This is a genomic window from Butyrivibrio sp. AE2005 (assembly GCF_000686965.1).
Taxonomy (GTDB): Bacteria; Bacillota; Clostridia; order Lachnospirales; family Lachnospiraceae; genus Butyrivibrio; species Butyrivibrio hungatei_A.
In genome coordinates this window covers 12,601-32,450 of the sequence record NZ_JMMD01000003.1, presented here as the reverse complement: position 1 = coordinate 32,450, position 19,850 = coordinate 12,601, and the positions used below count along the sequence as shown (strand labels likewise).

The 19,850-nt window shown below is 43.4% G+C and carries 16 protein-coding genes and 1 tRNA gene; 1 reads left to right on the top strand and 16 read right to left on the bottom strand.

Features of this window, described 5'->3' with window-relative positions; translation table 11 throughout:
* Window positions 1-30: 30 nt before the first annotated feature.
* On the bottom strand, window positions 31-1,341 hold the full coding sequence (locus DL92_RS0103615) for an alpha-amylase family glycosyl hydrolase (protein WP_026654326.1): 1,311 nt from the start codon (window positions 1,339-1,341) through the stop codon (window positions 31-33).
* Between the two features lie 157 nt (window positions 1,342-1,498).
* Between DL92_RS0103615 and DL92_RS0103610 the strand changes: the two genes are divergently transcribed.
* Window positions 1,499-1,572: transfer RNA gene (locus tag DL92_RS0103610), tRNA-Met, on the top strand.
* A gap of 81 nt (window positions 1,573-1,653) precedes the next feature.
* Here the strand turns inward: DL92_RS0103610 and DL92_RS20055 are convergent.
* The 15 genes from DL92_RS20055 to DL92_RS0103535 form a co-directional block, all read right to left on the bottom strand.
* On the bottom strand, window positions 1,654-2,451 hold the full coding sequence (locus DL92_RS20055) for a PDDEXK family nuclease (RefSeq protein WP_051625218.1): 798 nt from the start codon (window positions 2,449-2,451) through the stop codon (window positions 1,654-1,656).
* 1,072 nt (window positions 2,452-3,523) lie between these two features.
* Window positions 3,524-4,879 carry an MATE family efflux transporter gene (locus DL92_RS0103600; protein ID WP_034468405.1) on the bottom strand — a complete coding sequence of 452 codons (1,356 nt, stop codon included), beginning with the start codon at window positions 4,877-4,879 and terminating at the stop codon, window positions 3,524-3,526.
* A gap of 87 nt (window positions 4,880-4,966) precedes the next feature.
* The gene (gene argS, locus DL92_RS0103595; RefSeq protein WP_026666920.1) at window positions 4,967-6,736 is read right to left on the bottom strand and encodes an arginine--tRNA ligase; all 1,770 of its coding nucleotides are present in this window, start codon (window positions 6,734-6,736) and stop codon (window positions 4,967-4,969) included.
* 202 nt (window positions 6,737-6,938) lie between these two features.
* Window positions 6,939-7,709 carry an epoxyqueuosine reductase QueH gene (locus DL92_RS0103590; protein ID WP_026666919.1) on the bottom strand — a complete coding sequence of 257 codons (771 nt, stop codon included), beginning with the start codon at window positions 7,707-7,709 and terminating at the stop codon, window positions 6,939-6,941.
* A gap of 42 nt (window positions 7,710-7,751) precedes the next feature.
* Window positions 7,752-9,161, bottom strand: coding sequence for a shikimate dehydrogenase (gene aroE / locus DL92_RS21430; RefSeq protein ID WP_026666918.1), 1,410 nt, complete (start codon window positions 9,159-9,161; stop codon window positions 7,752-7,754).
* A 206-nt stretch (window positions 9,162-9,367) separates the two neighbouring features.
* On the bottom strand, window positions 9,368-9,763 hold the full coding sequence (locus tag DL92_RS0103580; protein ID WP_026666917.1) for a hypothetical protein: 396 nt from the start codon (window positions 9,761-9,763) through the stop codon (window positions 9,368-9,370).
* Window positions 9,764-9,958: 195 nt separating this feature from the next.
* Window positions 9,959-10,714 (bottom strand): ABC transporter ATP-binding protein, encoded by a 756-nt coding sequence (locus DL92_RS0103575; protein ID WP_034461910.1) that lies wholly within the window; start codon window positions 10,712-10,714, stop codon window positions 9,959-9,961.
* 2 nt (window positions 10,715-10,716) lie between these two features.
* Entirely contained in the window at window positions 10,717-11,517 is an 801-nt protein-coding gene (locus tag DL92_RS18100; protein ID WP_051594041.1) for an ABC transporter ATP-binding protein, read from the bottom strand.
* Window positions 11,508-12,332, bottom strand: coding sequence for an ABC transporter permease (locus tag DL92_RS0103565; protein ID WP_034468403.1), 825 nt, complete (start codon window positions 12,330-12,332; stop codon window positions 11,508-11,510). Before DL92_RS0103565 ends, DL92_RS18100 begins: the two co-directional genes overlap by 10 nt.
* Complete coding sequence (locus DL92_RS0103560) at window positions 12,329-13,273, bottom strand: ABC transporter permease (protein WP_026666915.1); 945 nt, start codon at window positions 13,271-13,273, stop codon at window positions 12,329-12,331. Before DL92_RS0103560 ends, DL92_RS0103565 begins: the two co-directional genes overlap by 4 nt.
* A gap of 32 nt (window positions 13,274-13,305) precedes the next feature.
* Window positions 13,306-14,886 carry an ABC transporter substrate-binding protein gene (locus DL92_RS0103555; RefSeq protein ID WP_026666914.1) on the bottom strand — a complete coding sequence of 527 codons (1,581 nt, stop codon included), beginning with the start codon at window positions 14,884-14,886 and terminating at the stop codon, window positions 13,306-13,308.
* A 74-nt stretch (window positions 14,887-14,960) separates the two neighbouring features.
* Complete coding sequence (gene nrdR / locus DL92_RS0103550) at window positions 14,961-15,473, bottom strand: transcriptional regulator NrdR (RefSeq protein ID WP_026666913.1); 513 nt, start codon at window positions 15,471-15,473, stop codon at window positions 14,961-14,963.
* Between the two features lie 173 nt (window positions 15,474-15,646).
* Window positions 15,647-17,608 (bottom strand): DUF2142 domain-containing protein, encoded by a 1,962-nt coding sequence (locus DL92_RS0103545; RefSeq protein ID WP_026666912.1) that lies wholly within the window; start codon window positions 17,606-17,608, stop codon window positions 15,647-15,649.
* 52 nt (window positions 17,609-17,660) lie between these two features.
* Window positions 17,661-18,902 carry a cell division protein FtsZ gene (gene ftsZ, locus DL92_RS0103540; RefSeq protein WP_026654315.1) on the bottom strand — a complete coding sequence of 414 codons (1,242 nt, stop codon included), beginning with the start codon at window positions 18,900-18,902 and terminating at the stop codon, window positions 17,661-17,663.
* Window positions 18,903-19,023: 121 nt separating this feature from the next.
* Window positions 19,024-19,845, bottom strand: coding sequence for a cell division protein FtsQ/DivIB (locus DL92_RS0103535; protein ID WP_026654314.1), 822 nt, complete (start codon window positions 19,843-19,845; stop codon window positions 19,024-19,026).
* Window positions 19,846-19,850 lie beyond the last annotated feature (5 nt).

Here is a 19,850-nt window from a genome sequence, read left to right as displayed (position 1 = left end):
GTGATATTCCCCATCACAAAATGGCACAATTCACTTCTCAAGCTTGATCAGATAGGATGTGTACGGCGGTATATCAAGACCTCCGCCAAAATCAATGTCTTCATCCGTGATAAGGTCCACGCCACAGCCCGCACCCGCGTTGAAATCAGCATGGAAAGGCGCTTCATCTGCATTTATCACAGTTAGAACACGCTCTCCTTCGCATGCACGCCGGAAAATGCACTGTCTGTTAGTAAGAAGAAGCGATGAAAAATCTCCGTAGTTAAGCGCCTGTGATTCTGCTTTAGCCTTGCACAACTTTGCAATATGATCGGTTAGTTCGTTCCACTTTGGCTCATCAAAGCATGGTCTGAGCGCAGGATCTCCCATTGATTTGTCAGCTTTTTCTCCCCATTCGCTTCCGTAATAGATCGTGGGAATCCCCGGCATTCCGAACATAAGCGTATAAATCAGCTTCAGATGCTCGGGACGAGTGAGTATACTTGCAATCCTGCTGACATCATGATTATCAACAAATGACAAAAGATGTCTTCCCCTGTACAAAGTCCAGTTCTCAGGACCGAACTGGCGAAGCAGGGAATGAACTATCTCAAAAAGATTCATACTGTTAAGCGCAGAAAACATACCTTTGTAGCACTCGTAGTTAGTGGCGCTGTGACAAAGGTCATCGCCCATGATCCTGTTATAATCGCCGCCTATCATTTCACCCGTCAGGTAAAAGTCCGGCTTCATCGCAGTCGTCTCTCTTCTGAGAGTACGTATGAAGTCCTGATCGAGACAATAAGCAACATCGAGTCTAAGTCCATCTATATCAAACTCTTTTACCCACATGCGGATGCTCTCAAGGAGGTAGTCTGTGACCTGCGGGTTCTTAAGATTAAACTTCACAAGATCGTAGTTACCTTCCCAGCCTTCGTACCACAGGCCGTCGTTGTAATTGCTGTTTCCGTCGAAGTTAATGTTGAACCAGTCTTTATACTGTGAATCCCATTTCTTTTCGCATACATCAACAAAGCCAAAAAAGCCTCTTCCCGCGTGATTGAACACTCCGTCCAGTATCACTTTTATGCCTTCTTTATGAAGCGCGTCGCAAACTTTGGCAAAATCCTCGTTCGTGCCGAGTCTTACATCTATCTTCTTGTAGTCCCTGGTGTTGTATCCGTGAGTGTCCGACTCAAAAACAGGATTAAACAAAACCGCTCCCACGCCAAGTTTTTTGAAATGCGGAATCCATTCAATGACTTTAAGGATCCTGTGCTCAAGCTTCCCATCATTTTCATAAGGCGCACCGCAGAATCCCAAAGGATATATCTGATAAAAAGAAGTTTCATATGCCCACATAAAAAGCCTCCTCGTTTACAATATTGAAATCACAATTATATTATATACCGATTTGTCTCAATTTTTTATTCAAATTTGAAAAATACGTGTTGACAACAAGCATACCACGATGTATATTATCTAAGTCGGCTGTTTCAAACAGCTCTGACAAATAGATGGCGAGATAGCTCAGTTGGCTAGAGCACGCGGTTCATACCCGCGGTGTCGAGGGTTCGAATCCCCCTCTCGCTACTGCCCTTAACCTTATGGTTAAGGGCTTTTTATTTTTCCATGTCATATTTTATGTCATACATTTACAGAGTGACTTGTTCGTTAGTCTATAAAGAGCTCTTTGAGCATTCCTTTTATCCCCTTGATATCTAAAGGATTATCACTTGTTTCATATGTAAATATAAGGTTCTTTCCCGGAAAGATACCGCTTTTCCTGTATTCATCAAGTTTATTCAGACACCCTCTTCTATATTCTTCATCATCCAAAAGCCCCAAATGCTCCAAGTATATCTCTTCCCTATTCTTGGTATTCAGTATTGTAAAATCAGGATATCTCACCACTCCTCTTCCCATAACCAAAGGCTTTTCATAATGATATGGTATCCCCAGATTATAGAGCATATCCGCCAATATGGCTTCTGACTTTGATCTTACTTTTTCACCTCTTATAGTGTCATATTTTTTATTTTCAGGCATATATGGATTTGATTGAAAGCTCTGTGACTGCCATTTCATGGCATATAGATCATCAGTGATGATGTACGGCGTAACAAGTTTTTGGCGTTCGGATGAAAGATTTGTGAAGATTGATTCAGCGGTCCCCTTCCTTGCATACGTTAATAGTTCTTCGATTTTGCTCAGTTCCTTCTTTGCACGCTTCAGAAACAGCTCGTTATACATTTTTTGCGCCAAATTCCTAACATATTTCATGTTATTCATTGATATATATTTTCCCTTTGAAGGAGTATCGTCCGTCACTTCAAAATATCTCATTTGCTTACGTGATTTACTTATTCTAAGCCTTCCTTCCGGAAGTGTTCTTTTATCTTTTTCCGCAAACTTTATTGCTCTCTGCAGAGTAACTATACGTTGTTCCATAAGTTGAATCAGTTTATCCATTTTTCTTTTCCTTTCTTACAATACAATAATGCTTCCCCCCTCTTACCGATGAATAATACGCCCCTTATGTTCTTTGATTATAGAATTCTTTACTTCAATACTCATTTATACCAATTTCAAGCATACGTATGGTCCTATCTTTATCTACCACTCCATAGGGTCATGGTTTCATTTGCAAAAAATACTTCTATATGCTCATTTTCAACGCATCACATGGTCCTATCTGCTCTTTCCGAGTCACAGGGCCATAGTTTCTCTTGAAAAAATTGATTTCACATGCTCATTTTTAGCACAACGCATGGTCCTATCTGCTCTCATTACACCGTAGGGTCATATTTCTCCTTTGCAGACCTGATATTCTGTACTTATTTCCGGCACATAGCATGGTCCTATTTGTACTCACAACACTATAGGGTCATATCACCTCCATGCCAGCCACAATTATCCATGCTTCTTCATGCTCAGCACATAGTCCTGCATGCAATTATTTCGCAAGTAGTTTACCAAATTATCATCGTGCCAGTACACTAGTGTGATGTCTTGCTGACTTTTGATCAATTGCGAAGTGAAATGATTTATGTACAAGGCAGAGGATTAAGTCGATGCGGGCATCGACGATTGACGACAACGCAGTACATGGATTATTTCACAAGCAATTCATCAAATTGTCAACAAGACATCACACTAGCCCTGTTCAAACAAATGCTCCCAAATAAAACTCATCTGCAAAGCATTCTCAAATACATCCCAAATACACTGCTAAATTCTCAGTGAAAATCCTTATCCGAACGGATAACTCAAGATACAGGCGCCGGAACCGGCGACCGAATAATATACATAACAACATAAAAGCAGAAATTATTCTATCACAAAGCAAACTCTGCCACAAGTCCGCCTCACTTCTTTGCGTAAATCAGGTGCACAGCTCCGCGCCAACACGCTATTTTACACATCTGATGCTTTCTCACTACAGCATTCTGCGAATCCGCATCCGGCGCTTTCTCATTACAACATTCTGCGAATCCGCATCCGACGTTTTCTTACAACAACATTCTGCGAGTCCGCACCCAACTTACTCCACCACTTTATGAATCCACTTCTTGCTCGCAAACCTTATCGTGAATATGATTGCTCTTATTCCCCAGTCGCAGAACATACCGATCCAAACACCCATAGCGCCGATATGTGCAACGCGAATGAGATAAGTTGCAAGCGAAACTCTGCAAAGCCACATGGTAAGTGTTGATACGATCATCGAAAATCTAACATCTCCTGCAGCACGCATACCATAAGCAGTCACAAATGAAGGGGCCCAAAAAAGAGGCTTAATGATCGTAATCCAGCCCATCATATAGATACACTGTCTCGCACTCTCAGAAGGCATTCCTGCGAGCACTGTTACCGGCCTCGTAATCGCATATGCAATGAGGCAACTCGTAAGCACCGCTATATATCCCCATTTGATCATCTTCTTGGTATAAAAAACAGCTTCATCCTTCTTGCCTGCGCCAAGGCACTGCCCAACAATAGTCATAAGGCCGATTCCGACTCCGACACCTGCCACACCGTTTACATTCTCCAAAATAACAGTCATAGACTGCGCCGCAATGGTTATTGTCCCGAGCGTTGAAACAGACGACTGAATCGCAAGTCTTCCGAACTGGAACATGGAATTCTCGATTCCGTTCGGCACACCCATAGCAAGAATCTTCTTAATGCTATGCTTATGCGGACGAATCTTCATATAATCTCTCACAGATATCTCGTTCTTCTTGCTTCTGAGAAGCACCAGTAGCACAACAGCGTTAAACATCCTTGAAACAAGCGTAGATGTCGCCGCACCCGCAACGCCCATCCTGAAAACATAGATGAGCACGGCGTTTCCCACAACATTAAGCATATTTGAAATAATAGCAATCTTCATAGGAAGCCCCGTATTTGCCTGCGCCCTGAAAATCGCGCTGGCCGCCGCTGCAAGCGATACGAACGGGTATGATATTATGGTCAAAAGAAAATAAATCTGCGAAGCTCTCATTACATCAGCATCAACTTCACCAAATATAAGGCTTAGAAGGCTTGTCCTGAAAATCAGTCCCAGAATTGTCATAAAAAGAGAAATCGAAAGAGAAACCAAAAGTACCTGTCTTGCAGAGTCATTAGCCTTCTTGAGATTTTTCTGACCTATGTAGTTTGAGCATATGATAACTCCGCCTGTTGCCATGGCATTGAATGCCTGAACAACAAGGAGATTTACAGCATCAACAAGCGACACTCCCGAAAGAGCCGCAGGCCCGACGGTACTTACCATCATGGAATCTGCCATGCCCATAAGAGAAGTGAGGAATTGTTCAGCTATAATAGGAATCAGCAACAGAAAGAGTTTCCTGTTGCTGAACATATGATTTGTCTCATTTATTTGTTTACTCATATCAATTTCCCATAAAAAACAGCGATATAACCACAGTATTTTTCGTGCAAGCACGAAAATACTGTGGTTACTCATTCCATATATCGCTCACATCCTCTCAGGCGCGTTGAAGCCTAAGAGGTCTATTCCTGTCTCTAATACTTTAAGTGTTATCGCAAGAAGAGCGATGTAGCTCTCTTTCTTGTACTCATCTGTCTCTGCAAGGATTCTTGTTCCGTGGTAGAAACTGTTGAATGCATTGCTGAGGTCGTAAATATATGCACAGATTCTGTTAGGAGCAAGATCTTTGGCTGCACTCTCAACCGAATCGGCAAATCTTGTAAGAAGAAGCATGAGGCTCTTCATAGCATCGCTGTCGGGATTGCCAAGCTTTGCATCCTTTACGTTTCCGCCTGCTTCCTCGAACTTCTTAAGGATAGACTTGATACGTACCATTGTATAAAGGATGTACGGACCTGTATCTCCCTCGAAAGAAGTGAATTTATCAATATCGAATATATAATCTTTTGAAGGCTGGTTTGAAAGGTCTCCGTACTTGATGGCAGATACGGCAACCTTGTGCGCTGTATCTTTTGCCTCCTCGTCAGAAATCTCAGGATTACCCTCCTTGATTCTTGCAAACATCTTCTCATCGATCTCAGAAATGAGATTCTCAAGACGCATTACGCCGCCCTCTCTTGTCTTGAAAGGCTTGCCGTCAGCGCCGTTCATTGTTCCGAAACCTACAAAATGAAGCTCTGTCTCAGGCATAACGAGCTTTGTCTTTCTTGCACAACGGAATACCTGCGTGAAATAAAGCTCCTGCCTCTTGTCAACAACATAGATGATTCCCTGAGGATGAACCTCGTCCATACGCTGTCTGATAGTCGCAAGATCTGTTGTGTTGTACAAAGAAGCTCCGTCAGACTTAAGAATCATGCAAGGCGGAATCTCTTTTGTATCAGTCTCCTCTGCAACGTCAACTACTAACGCGCCCTGGCTCTCATGCGCATATCCCTTGCTCTTCATATACTCAACCATGTCAGGGATTGCTACATGCGCGTCAGACTCGCCCTTCCAGAGGTCAAAAGATACTCCGAGCTTGTTATAGTTCTTCTTAAGATCTTCTACAGACACATTCAAAATGTGATGCCAAAGAGCTCTGTAAGGCTTGTATCCGTCCTGCAAAAGCTTGGTTGCTTCCATAGCCTCAGCCTTAAATGCCTCGTCCTCCTTGGACTTCTTGCTTGCTGCAGGATAGATTTCCTCAAGCTCTGATACGGTAAAAGGCGCCTCCTTGGGATAAGAACCTGTATAATCGGGATCAAAGTAGCAAAGATCTGGCTTTCTCTCCTTGAGCCCCGTGATAACAAGTCCCATCTGAAGTCCCCAGTCGCCGAGATGAACGTCACCGATGATCTTGTTTCCTGTATATCTGAGAATCCTCTTAATACTCTCTCCGATAACGGCAGAACGAAGGTGTCCTACGTGAAGAGGCTTCGCAACGTTAGGTCCGCCGTAATCAATGATATATGTAGGCTCATGACCGGGCATTGTAACACCCATGTGCTTCTCATGAAGCATCTTTACGATGTAACCTCTTGCAAAATCACCGCTCACGATGATATTGAGAAATCCCGGCTTAACCGACTCAACTTTCTCAAACATCTCATTGCCTGCAAGATTTGCGGCAACATCATCAGCGATCATAAACGGAGCCTTGCCGTACTTCTTGGCACCTGCCATGGCACCGTTACACTGATACTCGCACAGATCGGGTCTGTTCGAAATGGTAACCCTTCCGAGTTCCCTGTCATATCCCGCCTTCTCAAACGCGTCTCCGACTTCCTTTGAAATAATCTCTAATACTTTATCCAAATCAAAACCTTCTTTCTAAAAGCTTTTTATTTCCGTAAAAAGAAACACCGATTCGGTATTTCTTTAGATTACCAACTACACGATTTTATCAAAATCTACTATCTATGGCAACGTCAAATGCCACGCGCCGCTATGCCGCACATTATCAAGATCAGCCACAAACCACTCATTCCGCCGCTTTATTCCGATCGGCCCAAAGCCATCAATCAGCCGCCTCGGTCTTCTGCCTTTCTCTTTCCGCCTTTGAAAACCCGCATCCGCAGTAGTCCTGCCTGTACAGCCCGAATTTCTGCGACAACTCTATAGACCTCTTATAGCCTTCCTTCTTCTTGAAATCAGATGGCAAAAAAACTACCTTCCCGCCGTTCCAAACTGCTCTGTCGCCACGAGTTTCACCGCCGGCATCCAAAGACTCCATCTCTCCGGCTACGATTTTCTCATTCACAAACTCCGCAGCCTGTGCCCCGACTTCATTCAAGACATCCGCATTCTTCAAAGGACTGATTGTAAGCGTCGTCGTAAAATACTCAAATCCCTCTTTTGCCGCAATCTCAGCAGTCTTTCTAAGCCGCAGTTCAAAGCACTTTCTGCATCTTTCTCCGCCCTCGGGAACATCCTCAAGCCCGCGCACGGCATCAAGATACTCCTTCACGTCATAATCACCCTCGATGATACCTATCTTCCTCGCGCGCTCATCCGAGTGCATCTCGGCAAAATCCTGCGCATCAACCTGCCTGTTGTACTCATCTATAAGCCTCTTCTCCTCGGCAACCCTCTTGTAATACTCCGCACTCTCAGTAATATTTGGATTGTAAAAAAATACCGTCACATCAAAAAAGTCTCTTAGATACTCAAGACAGTGCGAAGAACAGGGTGCACAGCACGCATGCAAAAGAAGCTTTGGCACCTCGCCGTTTTTCTGAAACTCCTGTATTCTCTTTTCCAGTTCCTTAGAATAGTTAACCTTGTTCACTTCTATATTTCTTTCTAAAAAGTGCTTTTTATTATATTCCTTTTAATCCGCAAAGCCTATCGCAGAAATAATCTCATCCGCAACTTCCGCAGGTGTCTTTCCATCCGTATCAACAATGATATCCGCCGCCTCTTCATAGATCTTTCCACGCTTATCCTGGAGCTCTTTTATCCTTGCAAGAGGATCTTCGCTCTTTAATAAAGGCCTTGTGTCGTCGCCCTTAAGCCTATCATACACAGTCTCGGGCGCCGTCCTTAAATACACGACCTTGCCAACCTTCTTAAGAAGCTCCCTGTTCTTCTCTCTGACAGGAAGCCCGCCGCCAAGCGAAATAACAGTTTCTCTCATATGATCCGAAACCATCATTTCCACAAGTCCGGTCTCCATATCCCTGAAAGCTTCCTCGCCGTCCTGCTCAAAAATATCGGAAATCTTCCTGCCCTCAGCCTCTTCAATTGCTTCATCGGTATCTATCAGTTCAAGATCAAGCTTATCGGAAAGAATCTCAGAAACCGTGCTCTTCCCGCTTCCCATAAAGCCCTCAAGGATTATGTTGGTCGCGCCCAGAACCTCCATCATAAGCGACTTATATATGATGTCAGCCTCTTCTTTACTTATCTTAACGCCCTCTTCCTCAAACCACAGCTCAAATGCATCGATTCCCTGATACAGAAGCATCTTAAGTCCGGAAAAGACCTTTCCACCGGCATCCTTAACCATCTTCATAAACTTAGTCTCAAGCGGCTTGTACACTACATCTATCGCCGCGTACACATGCTTATAGAACTCTGCGTCCTCGATCGGCGCACTGTTCACATCGGGGAAAAGACCTACTGACGTGCACTGGACAACAAAGAATCTCTTTTCTTTCTCCAAAAGCTCTTTATAATCTTCAAGCGGCATGGGAATTATTTTTTCACCAAGGCTCTCATCAAGCGCGCTGTTAACTTCTTTTGCCACAGCTTCAGCCTTTTCATATGTTCTGTTAAGAACGTACACCTTCTCTGCACCTTTGCTTGCACAAAGATATGCAACAGGCCTTGCAACTCCGCCGGCGCCGAGTATAACAACACATTCCCCGTCAAGCACTATGCCCTCATCCTGCATAGCATGGTAAAGCCCCGACATATCGGTGTTGTAGCCTTTAAATCCACCTTCCGTTCTCACAAGCGTATTAACCGCACCGATTCCCTCCGCAAGCGGATCAACCTCAACAAGATGGTCGATAACATCACTCTTATACGGAACCGTAACGTTAAGTCCCTTTATTCCGAGAGCATTTGCACCCCTGACAGCGTTCTTCACGCCGCCCTTCGGCACCTCAAACGGAACATAAACAAGGTTAATTCCTTTCATCTCTGCGATTGAATTATGAATAAGAGGAGACAATGTATGTCTCACGGGATTCCCTATCAGTCCACATGTCAATGTATTTCCATCAGTATGATTCATATTCTGTCACCTCTTCTGTTCATTTATATTCACGGTCATTTTTGTCTTATGCTAAATTGTACCTTCTATTCTCTAATAAAGCAATTCTCTGAGCCCATGGCAAATCGCTTTTTATCATGTAAAAAAATTTTGCTTCAAGCATAAAGAAAAAGAGACGCGATCACAGCGTCCCTTTCGCACTTTTCTATATTTGACTTTCCCAAAGTTTAATTCTTCTTTATTACAAGTCCATCCTCGGTACTGGCAATAATACTGCTCTTATTTCCCGAAAGATCGTCTCCCACAAAATACTGATACTCGCGAAGAATCTGATCTTTCTGCATTCCGGAAATAGCCTGCATCATGTCATTTGATATAAGGCCATCCATTCCCAAAAGATTTCCCGAAGCATCGTCATAGATTCCAAAAGAAATCGCAACATTATCAATAGAAGCATTTCCCCTCTGCACATGGTCGCTTGAAAGCTCCTCTTCTGCATTATCCTGTGCACCGGTCTCAGCTTTATCAAGGAACTCGGTATTATCTTTTGCGTCATTACCCACAGTTGTCGGATATTTGTAAGCACTGCTTCCACCATACCAGCTAACTCTGCTAATCGCCATAACACCAAGCCTCCTTTCCTTGCCACATCTGCTACTGTGAAAAACGTAATCGTTTAAGGTAACACACTGTCGCCCTTTTAAAATATATATCGGAAGAAAAGCCCATAAATTAAGCGTTAATTATAAAAAAATTATGAAATCTCGCATAAAATATTACTTTCATAAAGTTACCCTAAGTCAAAAATGCTTTTTGCCTCACTTTCTGATGCCCGCCGCCTTCAATAGCCGCTCGGTATACTCAGCCTGAGGATGCCTGTACACCTCATCCGTCTTACCATGCTCAATTATCCTGCCATCCTTCATGATCATCACGTGATCACTGATCTGGTAGACCACCCTAAGGTCATGAGATATGAAAATTATGGATATCCCGAGCTTTTTGTGAAGCGACCTGAGCAGTTCCATAATCTGCGACTGAATCGTCACATCAAGTGCAGAAACAGGCTCATCAGCGATAAGCAGTTTTGGATATCTCATAAGTGCAATACCTATGCACACTCTCTGCCTCTGTCCTCCGGAAAGCTGTGAAGGATATCTGTCCAGCATCTCAACAGGAAGCTCAACATCCTTCATCACCTCTTTTACCCGCTCAAGGCGCTCTTCCTTCGTCCACTTCCGCTTCTTATCAACCTTAAGCGGTTCCTCCATAAGCCAGCCAACTTTCTTGGAAGGATTCAGCGAACTGTACGGATCCTGGAACACCATCTGCGGCCCCTCGTACTTCTGCATAAGCTCGCCCGTGTAGTCCTTATTGATCCCGACTATCGTCCTTGCAAGCGTCGACTTTCCGCATCCGGACTCGCCTGCGATCGCAAGCACTTCACCCTCTTCCATCTCGAAAGTCACATCGTGAAGAATCTGTATTTTTTTATTTTTGGAAAAGAGCTTTCTCTTTCTGTTCTTATAAAAAACATTAAGATTAGCGGCTCTTAAAACCTTATCCTCGCTCATAATCAGTTTCCTATGTCAATCTTTGGGATAGCCGCGATCAGCTTTTTGGTATAAAGATCCTGCGGAGCCCCAAACACCCTCGCAGTATCGCCGCTCTCAACAATATTTCCCTTCTGCATCACGATAACCCTCTCGCAGAGCTGACTTACAAGGCTAAGATCATGGGAAATAAAGATGATCGACGTTCCGCGCTCCTTGTTAATCTTTTTAAGAAGCTCGACTATCTGCGCCTGAACAGTCACATCAAGTGCCGTCGTTGGCTCATCAGCGATAAGTATCTTGGGATTACCTATCATCGCGGCCGCAATCATAACCCTCTGCCTCATTCCGCCCGAAAGTTCATGCGGATACATGTGATAAATATTCTCCGCATCGCTTAAGCCAACGGCCTTCAGCATCTCTATCGCCATTTCTTTGCGATTCTTTTTATCGATATCGGGATGATGGATGAAAAGAGATTCCTCAACCTGCCAACCGATTCTTTTAACCGGATTAAGACTCGTCATCGGCTCCTGGAAGATCATCGAGATCTCATCTCCCTGATACGACCTCAAAGTCTTTCTGTCGCAGGTAAGAAGATCGTCCCCGTTAAACATGATCCTTCCCGTCTTGGTGATCGAATGCCTGCTTAAGAGCCCCGCTATCGCAAGCGCGCTCATGCTCTTTCCCGAGCCGGACTCTCCGACAATACCGACAATCTCGCCCTCTTCAAGCATCAGATCAAAATCTTCCACCGCGACCTCAGGAAACCCGTGATCGTGAAACTCTATATGAAGATCAGTTACGTCAAGTATCACTCCCATCTTCTGATTCCCTCACCCAAAAACGAAAAGCCCAAAACCATCAAAACAATCACAAGTCCGGGACAAAGACAATAACTCGGAGTCGTAAACATGTACTGCTGCGCATCCGAAAGCATCTTTCCAAGGCTTGCATACGGTGGCTGGGAACCGACGCCCAGATAGCTAAGTCCCGCTTCCGCCAGCACCGCATTGTTAAATCCGATAAGTATCGACGAAGCCAGAACTCCCTTTATATTGGGCAAAATATGCACGAATATCATCCTGACATCAGATACACCCTGGAGTTTGGCACTTTCCACATAATCCGTATTGCGGCAACGAAGCACTTCTCCCCTTACAATCCTTGCAAAGCTCGGAATAAATGCTATTCCGAGTGAAAGAAGAAGCTGCATCCATCCCGTTCCGAAAACACTGACAATCACAAGAGCCAGCAAAATGCTCGGAAACGCAAACATCGCATCAATAACTCTCATCGTGATCTCATCAAAGAGCCCGCCGAAGTAACCCGTAAGCGCTCCGATGAGTGTTCCCGCAAACGCACCGATAAACACGGTTCCAAGAGCGATCAGAAACGTAACCCTGCTTCCGTACATAACTCTGCTAAGCACATCTCTTCCCATGTTATCGGTTCCCATAATATGTTTAAAAGAAATCCCCTGAAGCTTTTCTGCCGCACTCATCTTGGTCGGTTCATACGGCATCCAGAAAAGTCCCACTACTATCATCAAAAGGATAATTCCGGTAATAATGACACCCGCGCACATATAGGGATCTTTTTTTATTTTCTTAAAAACTTCCGTAAATTTATCTCTCATTCTTCAATCCCTATTCTCGGGTCAACAATTCTATAAATAATGTCCACCAAAAGATTGGTGACAATAACTATCATCGCAATTCCCATGATTATTGCTTCAACCACGGGGTAATCCCTGTTACTTATACTTGTAAGAAGAATCCTGCTGATTCCCGGGATTCCGAAAACCTGCTCGATTACAATACTTCCCGCAACCATATCGGCAAGAAGCATGCCAAGGAAGGTTATGACCGGAATAAGCGCATTCTTAAGAACATGTCTGTAAAGAACGCCGTTCGTGTTATTTCCTCTACTGTAAGCGGTTCTCGTGTAATCTTTTTTCGCCTCGTCAATGACGCTTCCCCTGAGCATCTTGACCGTCATAGCGATCTTAGGAAGAGCAACAGCGATTGAAGGAAAGATCAGATATCCCACAAATCCCGCAAAATTATCCGTGTACGAAACAAATCCGCCCGGAGTAAAGAGTTTAAATACCATTCCAAAAATAAAAGTTATAAGTATTCCCGAAAAGAAAGGCGGAACGGCCATGATTATCTGATTTATAACCGTAACTACGCGGTCCAGCGCTCCCCCCTCGTGTTTGGCCGTGATGATTCCCATCGGAATCGAAACCACAATTGTAAGTAAAAAGGACATGATCGCCATAGTCAGCGTAATCGATATCTTATTTAAGATCATTCCCGCAACAGGAACGCTGTAGTTGTAGCTTTTCCCCATATCACCGTGTAAAAAAGCTGCAAACCACCTGAAGTACCTGACTATAACAGGATCGTTTAATCCCATCTGCTCTCTTGTCTGAGCGATGAGTTCGGGAGAAGCCTCCGTTCCCAGCTTTTTGAGCGCGGGATCTCCCGGAATTATACTAAAAGCGAGGAATACACACAGTGAAACAACCACTATAGTAATTATCATAGAAATGACTTTTTTAATGATATATTTCATGTGCATATTCCTCGCAAGCTCTTAAAAATGACTTATTCAGCCGGTCTTATCTTTGCAATGTCCTGCAAATAAATAGGATAAAAGACATATCCCGTAAATTTCTTATTGAGTGCTACATACTCGGGAAGATCCTGAATATAGACATTCGCTGCATCTTTTGACAAGATACGCTCACACTCTTTGTAATACTCGGTCTTCTGTGCATCATCGGCTGTTTCTGTAGCCTTGTGAAGCGCCTCGTCGAAGTCCTTGTTGCTGTAATTAAATGTATTCTTGCTTGAAGTCGACTCATATCTTGCAAGAAGCGCTCCCGCCGATACTGTGGAAGCATCAAATCCTACAACCGTCGACTCATATTTTTTGTCCGTATAAACATCGCTGAGCCATGTATTCCACTCAACTTCCTGAATATTCGCCGTAACTCCGACAGCCTTAAACTCCTCAACAAGAACCTGCGCCGTATCAACGTGCTGCTTGTAATTGGAGGGAACGGTTATCGTAAACTCAAATCCGTTCGGATATCCCGCTTCAGCCAAAAGAGCCTTAGCTTTCTCAGGATCATGGTTGTAAGTATCATTGAGCTCAGGCAAAAAATATTTCGTAAATGCAGGGTACATCGCACTTCCAATCTCAGTACCCGCTCCGTCGGAAACAAAATCCATTATCTCCTGAGGATCGATCGCATAGCAAAGCGCCTGACGAACTCTCACATCATCAAACGGCTTAACTGCGTTATTAAGATAGAGAGCCTGAACAAGATTCATGGTTCCTTCGTAGATCTCGAACTTGTCGGAGAGCTGAGCTACCTGTGCTGAAGGGATTCTTGCGTACATATCTATCGAACCGCCCTCAAGGTCAAGCACGATCGCATCTGAATTTGCCTCGATCTTAAAAACTACATCCTTAATAAAAGCTTTTTCGCCCCAGTAATCATCAAATCTTGTAACAACAAGACTCTCCTGTGGCGCGTTTGAAACGTACTTATAAGGTCCCGTACCTATAGGGTTTGTCTCGGGATTTGCATTGGCTTTAGGGATTATCGCCACAGTAAACTGCGGAAGAAGCTCCGAATCAGCCTTATTAAGTACTACCTCAACATGCTTGTCATCAACAATATTTACACTTTCAATTTCTGAAAAAGAAGAAATAAGCGGTTCGCTACCGTCAACTCCCGCGTTACGTTCCAAAGAATACTTGACATCCTCCGCTGTAACATCGGTTCCGTCGTGGAACTTTACTCCGTCTCTGAGTGTAAAGGTGTAAACCTTATTGTCCTCTGATATTGTGTACTCACTTGCTACAGCAGGGTTAAGATTACCGTTCTCATCGGGCTTAACGAGTCCTTCAAACACGTTAAACATTACCTCTTTCGTACCTGCCCCTGTCATGTGGTGGGGGTCAAGACTGTCTATGTCCTGAGGTATTCCTACGATAAGTTTGGAAGTATCTCCCGCATTTGCCTGCTCAGAAGCTGCAGATGAACCTGCGCCTGAGTTCTTTGCGGAATCCCCTGCCTTGTCGCTTGAGCAACCGCTCAATGCAACAGTCAGTGTCGTTAACACAACAGTCAGAAGTGCGCAGATTCTCTTTCTGCCATGTCTTCTTGTGATCATGTTAAATCATCCTTCCTGAATTTATTTTCCTAAGATACATTATAGCCTTGACAAAAAAATGTCAAGGCTATAGTTTACTCTTTTTTAAGGAGCGGTGTGCTCTTATCGGTTGCGTCAGTTATTATTCCATCGGCTTCTTTCTTAAGAACCGATTTAAGCTCATCCATAAAAGTATTAACATCTTTAAATTCACGGTATACAGAGGCGAATCTTACATAAGCTACGGGATCGAGATTTTTCATCTTGTCCATAACTATCTCACCAATAGCTCTGCTCGGTATTTCCTTCTGTTCCATATTAAAAACTTCCGTCTCAACGGCGTCAACCATCTTGGTTATCTGTTCTGCGCTTACAGGTCTCTTATGGCAAGCTCTGAAAACACCAGCTTCAATCTTTGCTCTGTCATAAGGTTCCCTGATGTCACCCTTTTTTATGACGATAAGAGGAATCGTCTCGACCTTTTCATAGGTCGTAAATCGCTTCCCACATGAATCACAGACACGTCTCCTTCTGATCGAAGTATTTTCATCGGCGGGTCTTGAATCAATTACCCTCGTATCATCTTTTCCGCAGAATGGGCACTTCATAAAGAATCCTCCATTATGTCCACAATATATTGACTATACATAATCCATTTCCACAAATTATTGTATCATCATTTTTCGTATTTTTCCACACAATTTATAATTAACTCTGTGACGCAAGGTAAAATGCGGCATTGCGGACAACATAGAGTCTCAGATCCCGATATAAAGCGGCCTCACAGCCGGTACACTATATACAGCTGTGCGACGAAACAAAGAGTAACCGAAACCAGCGAAAACAGTGACTTTCTCGATGGTTCTATAAAGACTTCACCGTCAATTTCCTTCGTTCCAGACACTCCCGTAAGAAGAATCAGCAAAGGGAAAATAAACGGAAAGAAATATCTTCCGTGAACTCCGTTTACGCTTGAAGCTCCCGGATTCGTCCACTGAACATACTCAGCCGTAAATATCAGAACCGTTGTAATGGCGAGCGCCGCTGCCATAAATACCTTCAAAGCAGCGTCTTTTCGCACCTTGACAGCAATCTCCGCTTCATTATGCCTGTTCATATAAATGTTTCTGCTTATATACGCCGCAACAAGCATTATAAATATGAGTACCACTGCCTCATTTGTGCCGTCTTTAAATACAAGCGCACTTCCAAAGAACTGCATGATATAGTCATATCCCTTTATCCTGAATGTATTGAGAAGAATCGGGATATATTTAACGGGATTCATCGCGATCACTCTGTTTGTCGCATTTATGTCTGAGTATCCAAGGCTTAATATATGCGATGAAATCTTAAACCACGCAAGCGCAGGCACGACTGTCAGCAGTCCGATCGCCGTCGCATGGGTAAAATAGCTCTTTTTACTCTCAAACTTATCCATCGGAGTAAGGAAAAGAAGCAGGCAGAAAGCGACATACACAATCTTAAACTGCCCCAGCAAAAACGGAATTATATATAATGCCACAAGATATCCCTTCTTTGCATACGCTTTCTCATCATATCTAAGTCTTAAAACCAGCGCAGTAAGGAGATACACAAGCGCGGCAGTCATAAGATCGGGAGATATTGATGTATACTGCTTCATCATAAAAGGATGAACCGCCATCCAGAGGAAATATTCTTTTCCAAAGGGCGAGATTTTGATTCCAAGATACAAAAGAGCTCCTATCGCAATAAAATTCGCAATCTTAGCGACCATATCGATTACGATCATGCTATGCGTAAACAGCCTTGTCATTGCCATAAAAAGAGCCGGAACCGCGTGACATACAGGCGAATACAGCGCAATATTCGTATATGTTATGTACTGCATATTTGAGGCATCTTTTACATCAAAGCCCATTCTGTTACGTGCTTCATACCAGGAAACAGAGACTCCGTCTCCTGTCCCCCACGTCAAAGGCCACGCAAATGACCTTCCTATCGCATTATTTTCATCAAGCTCAGGAAACACGTCGCCTTCAGAAATTGCATACGCCCTCCTGTAATGATTGCCCGAATCCGGCTCCGCAAAAGGCGTAAATACCATAAACGCAAGCATCCCCATTACGATATACAACGCCAAGAACAGCCTCTCATAGGAAATGCTCCTCTTCTTCAAAACCACAAATCCCGCAAGAACTATCAATATCCATACAGTAGAAAAAAGATATGCCTTCACCTTGGGAAAAGAAGCCGCCCTAACCTGCATATTAAGTCCCAAAGCCGCATTCCCACTGTCATCCAAGACATCTTCCTGCGAATATCCAATAAGCTTAAGCCCGTTCACACTTATATTCTTAAAGACCAGCTTCAGATTACCCGCCGAAACATGTCGGTCCACATCAATCCAAGTCACATCCTCATCATCCGCTTCAAGCCCCGAAGTATTGTACGTTCTTGCAAACTCTCCGCCTTTGGAGTCCTTTATCAGCAGCTCAAACTCACCGTCGCCTTCATTCGACATCCTAAGCCCTAACTGCCCGATATCCCATGCCTTATAATCAACACTAAATTCCTGTCCGTTCCCATCTATAGGAACCTCTCCCCACGAAATAGTAGAATAATCCACTCCCTCCGCCGGAAAACTAAACTCCAAACTTCCACCTACAGACCCTTTGATAGTCAAAAAAGAAAAAATCAGAACAATGATTGATATAACAATATAACTTACATTTTCTTTCAAAACGTTAGCAACCTTCATACTTACTCCCCGTAAAAAAAGCTGCCACACTTCTGTGACAGCTTTTAGATTTTTATTTTCTCTGCAGGAAATCCGGAATCTTGAGTGATTTGGGTTCCACTGTTGCCTTAATCTCGCTTGGTCTGTTAATTGAAAGTCCCGGCCTTGGTGATGGATTTGCGGCGGGAGCATCAGTCACAGCGGAGATAGGTGAAATTATCGGCTGTACCGGAGGTACAGTTGCGATAGGTGTTATAGGTGTTGAAACGACCGGTGTTGGTACAGGTGTAGGCTGAGATGCGGCAAATACGCGGTTTGTTGCGCTCTGTGCAGCAGCTGCCTTAGTCTGTGTACTGGTCTGAACCTTCTCTTCAATACCTGTTGCGATAACAGTTATTGTACAATTATCTGTCTTGCTTTCATCATACATTGCACCGAAGATGATGTTTACATCATTTCCTGCAAGCTGACGAACATATTCGGAAGCATCGGATGCATCCTGAAGTGTGATATCACCGGAAATATTGATGATAACACTTGAAGCTCCATTGATCTTAGTCTCAAGAAGAGGACTTTCAACCGCCATCTTGACAGCGTCAATAGCCTTCTCGTCTCCCTTACCGTTACCGATACCGATATGAGCAATGCCCTTGTCCTTCATAACAGTCTGAACATCGGCAAAGTCAAGGTTGATAACAGCAGGAACATTGATAAGATCTGTGATTCCCTGAACGGCCTGCTGGAGGACCTCATCAGCTTTCTTGAGCGCATCAGGCATAGTTGTACGTCTGTCTACGATCTGAAGAAGCTTATCATTAGGGATCACAATAAGTGTATCTACATTAGACTTGATATTCTGGATACCAAGCATAGCATTTTGCATACGTACACGTGCTTCAAAGCTGAAAGGCTTTGTAACAACGCCTACGGTTAGAATCCCCATCTCTCTGGCAAGCTTGGCAACAACGGGAGCTGCACCGGTTCCGGTTCCACCGCCCATTCCGCAAGTAACGAAGACCATATCTGCACCCTTAAGTGCTGCAGAAATCTCCTCCGCACTCTCTTCTGCCGCTTTCTCACCAATCTCAGGCTTAGCACCTGCTCCGAGACCCTTTGTAAGCTTTTCACCAATCTGTAAAAGCTTGGGTGCCTTACAAAGCTGAAGCGCCTGCTTATCTGTATTAATACCGACAAACTCTACGCCGGTAATATTTTCGTCTACCATTCTATTAACAGCATTATTACCTGCACCGCCAACCCCTACGACGATGATTTTGCAAGTAGTTTCAGCATCGTTTGACTTTATTTCAAGCAAGTTTTCTCCTCCTTCATAACTTGGACTCCTTATTAGCTATGATACGATTTTTTTACTCAATTATCAACCCGTTTTTTAAGTAGAATTTTGTTTAAATTTCACTTTACTCAGACACAATTCTTTAATTTTTCGGGGTAAATGTAAATAGTTTAGTGTCTTCATTTAAATCTTTCAGATTAAGAATTCCAGTCTGTCCTTCAAGTTTTGGCAATTGATATCGAAGTTGTTGAATTTTTTCGTCAATATAATCATTTTTACCTATACTGACTTCAACTCCGCCAAAATAAAGATAAACATTAAAATCACTGTCGAAAAAAATCTTATCCGCATGAAGCTGATATTTATTTAAAAGCTGCGTAATATCAAGGATCTCACCAAAAATCACCTGATGAGCATCATCGATAGGGAGCTTTTCATGCATAGTAATGTAATCAAAATTAAGTCCCATAACCTGAGGGACATCTTCGGTCGTTTCGGAAGAGCATTCCACAACAATGCCCTCTCTGTCAAAGTATATATATTTTCCCAGATATGCTATATATCCTGCGACAGCTTTTTCAAATACATTGATCTTGACCGTATCGCGCGAAACTATGTCCACGTCGATCTTCTCAATAAAAGGAACATCTTCAATGCTCTTGTTCATATATTTCATGGACAAAAACATTGAATTATGGCACAGCTTATCGGTTATAACCATATCCGCGATCTCTTCTTGGGTATAATGAGTGTTTCCGTCAACCACGATATTCTTTACGGTGTAATTGTCCGCAATGTAAAAGACTATCGCTATGACGACCAGAGCAGACGCAGTGATTATACCTGAAATAACATAAAGACTCCGTTTATATCTAAAGGAGTCTCTCAGTTTCTCAAAAGGATGAAAAGCCGGTCTGGCAGTATATGAACGTTTTTTTCTCTTTTTACGCTTCTTCTTTGCCATATCAA

Excerpts from the sequence above, each read along its gene's own strand:
- DL92_RS0103615 (WP_026654326.1), bottom strand. The coding sequence starts at position 1,341 with ATGTGGGCATATGAAACTTCTTTTTATCAGATATATCCTTTGGGATTC.
- DL92_RS20055 (WP_051625218.1), bottom strand. The coding sequence starts at position 2,451 with ATGGATAAACTGATTCAACTTATGGAACAACGTATAGTTACTCTGCAG.
- DL92_RS0103600 (WP_034468405.1), bottom strand. The coding sequence starts at position 4,879 with ATGAGTAAACAAATAAATGAGACAAATCATATGTTCAGCAACAGGAAA.
- aroE (WP_026666918.1), bottom strand. The coding sequence starts at position 9,161 with ATGAATCATACTGATGGAAATACATTGACATGTGGACTGATAGGGAAT.
- DL92_RS0103580 (WP_026666917.1), bottom strand. The coding sequence starts at position 9,763 with ATGGCGATTAGCAGAGTTAGCTGGTATGGTGGAAGCAGTGCTTACAAA.
- DL92_RS0103575 (WP_034461910.1), bottom strand. The coding sequence starts at position 10,714 with ATGAGCGAGGATAAGGTTTTAAGAGCCGCTAATCTTAATGTTTTTTAT.
- DL92_RS18100 (WP_051594041.1), bottom strand. The coding sequence starts at position 11,517 with ATGGGAGTGATACTTGACGTAACTGATCTTCATATAGAGTTTCACGAT.
- DL92_RS0103565 (WP_034468403.1), bottom strand. The coding sequence starts at position 12,332 with ATGAGAGATAAATTTACGGAAGTTTTTAAGAAAATAAAAAAAGATCCC.
- DL92_RS0103560 (WP_026666915.1), bottom strand. The coding sequence starts at position 13,273 with ATGAAATATATCATTAAAAAAGTCATTTCTATGATAATTACTATAGTG.
- DL92_RS0103555 (WP_026666914.1), bottom strand. The coding sequence starts at position 14,886 with ATGATCACAAGAAGACATGGCAGAAAGAGAATCTGCGCACTTCTGACT.
- nrdR (WP_026666913.1), bottom strand. The coding sequence starts at position 15,473 with ATGAAGTGCCCATTCTGCGGAAAAGATGATACGAGGGTAATTGATTCA.
- DL92_RS0103545 (WP_026666912.1), bottom strand. The coding sequence starts at position 17,608 with ATGAAGGTTGCTAACGTTTTGAAAGAAAATGTAAGTTATATTGTTATA.
- DL92_RS0103535 (WP_026654314.1), bottom strand. The coding sequence starts at position 19,845 with ATGGCAAAGAAGAAGCGTAAAAAGAGAAAAAAACGTTCATATACTGCC.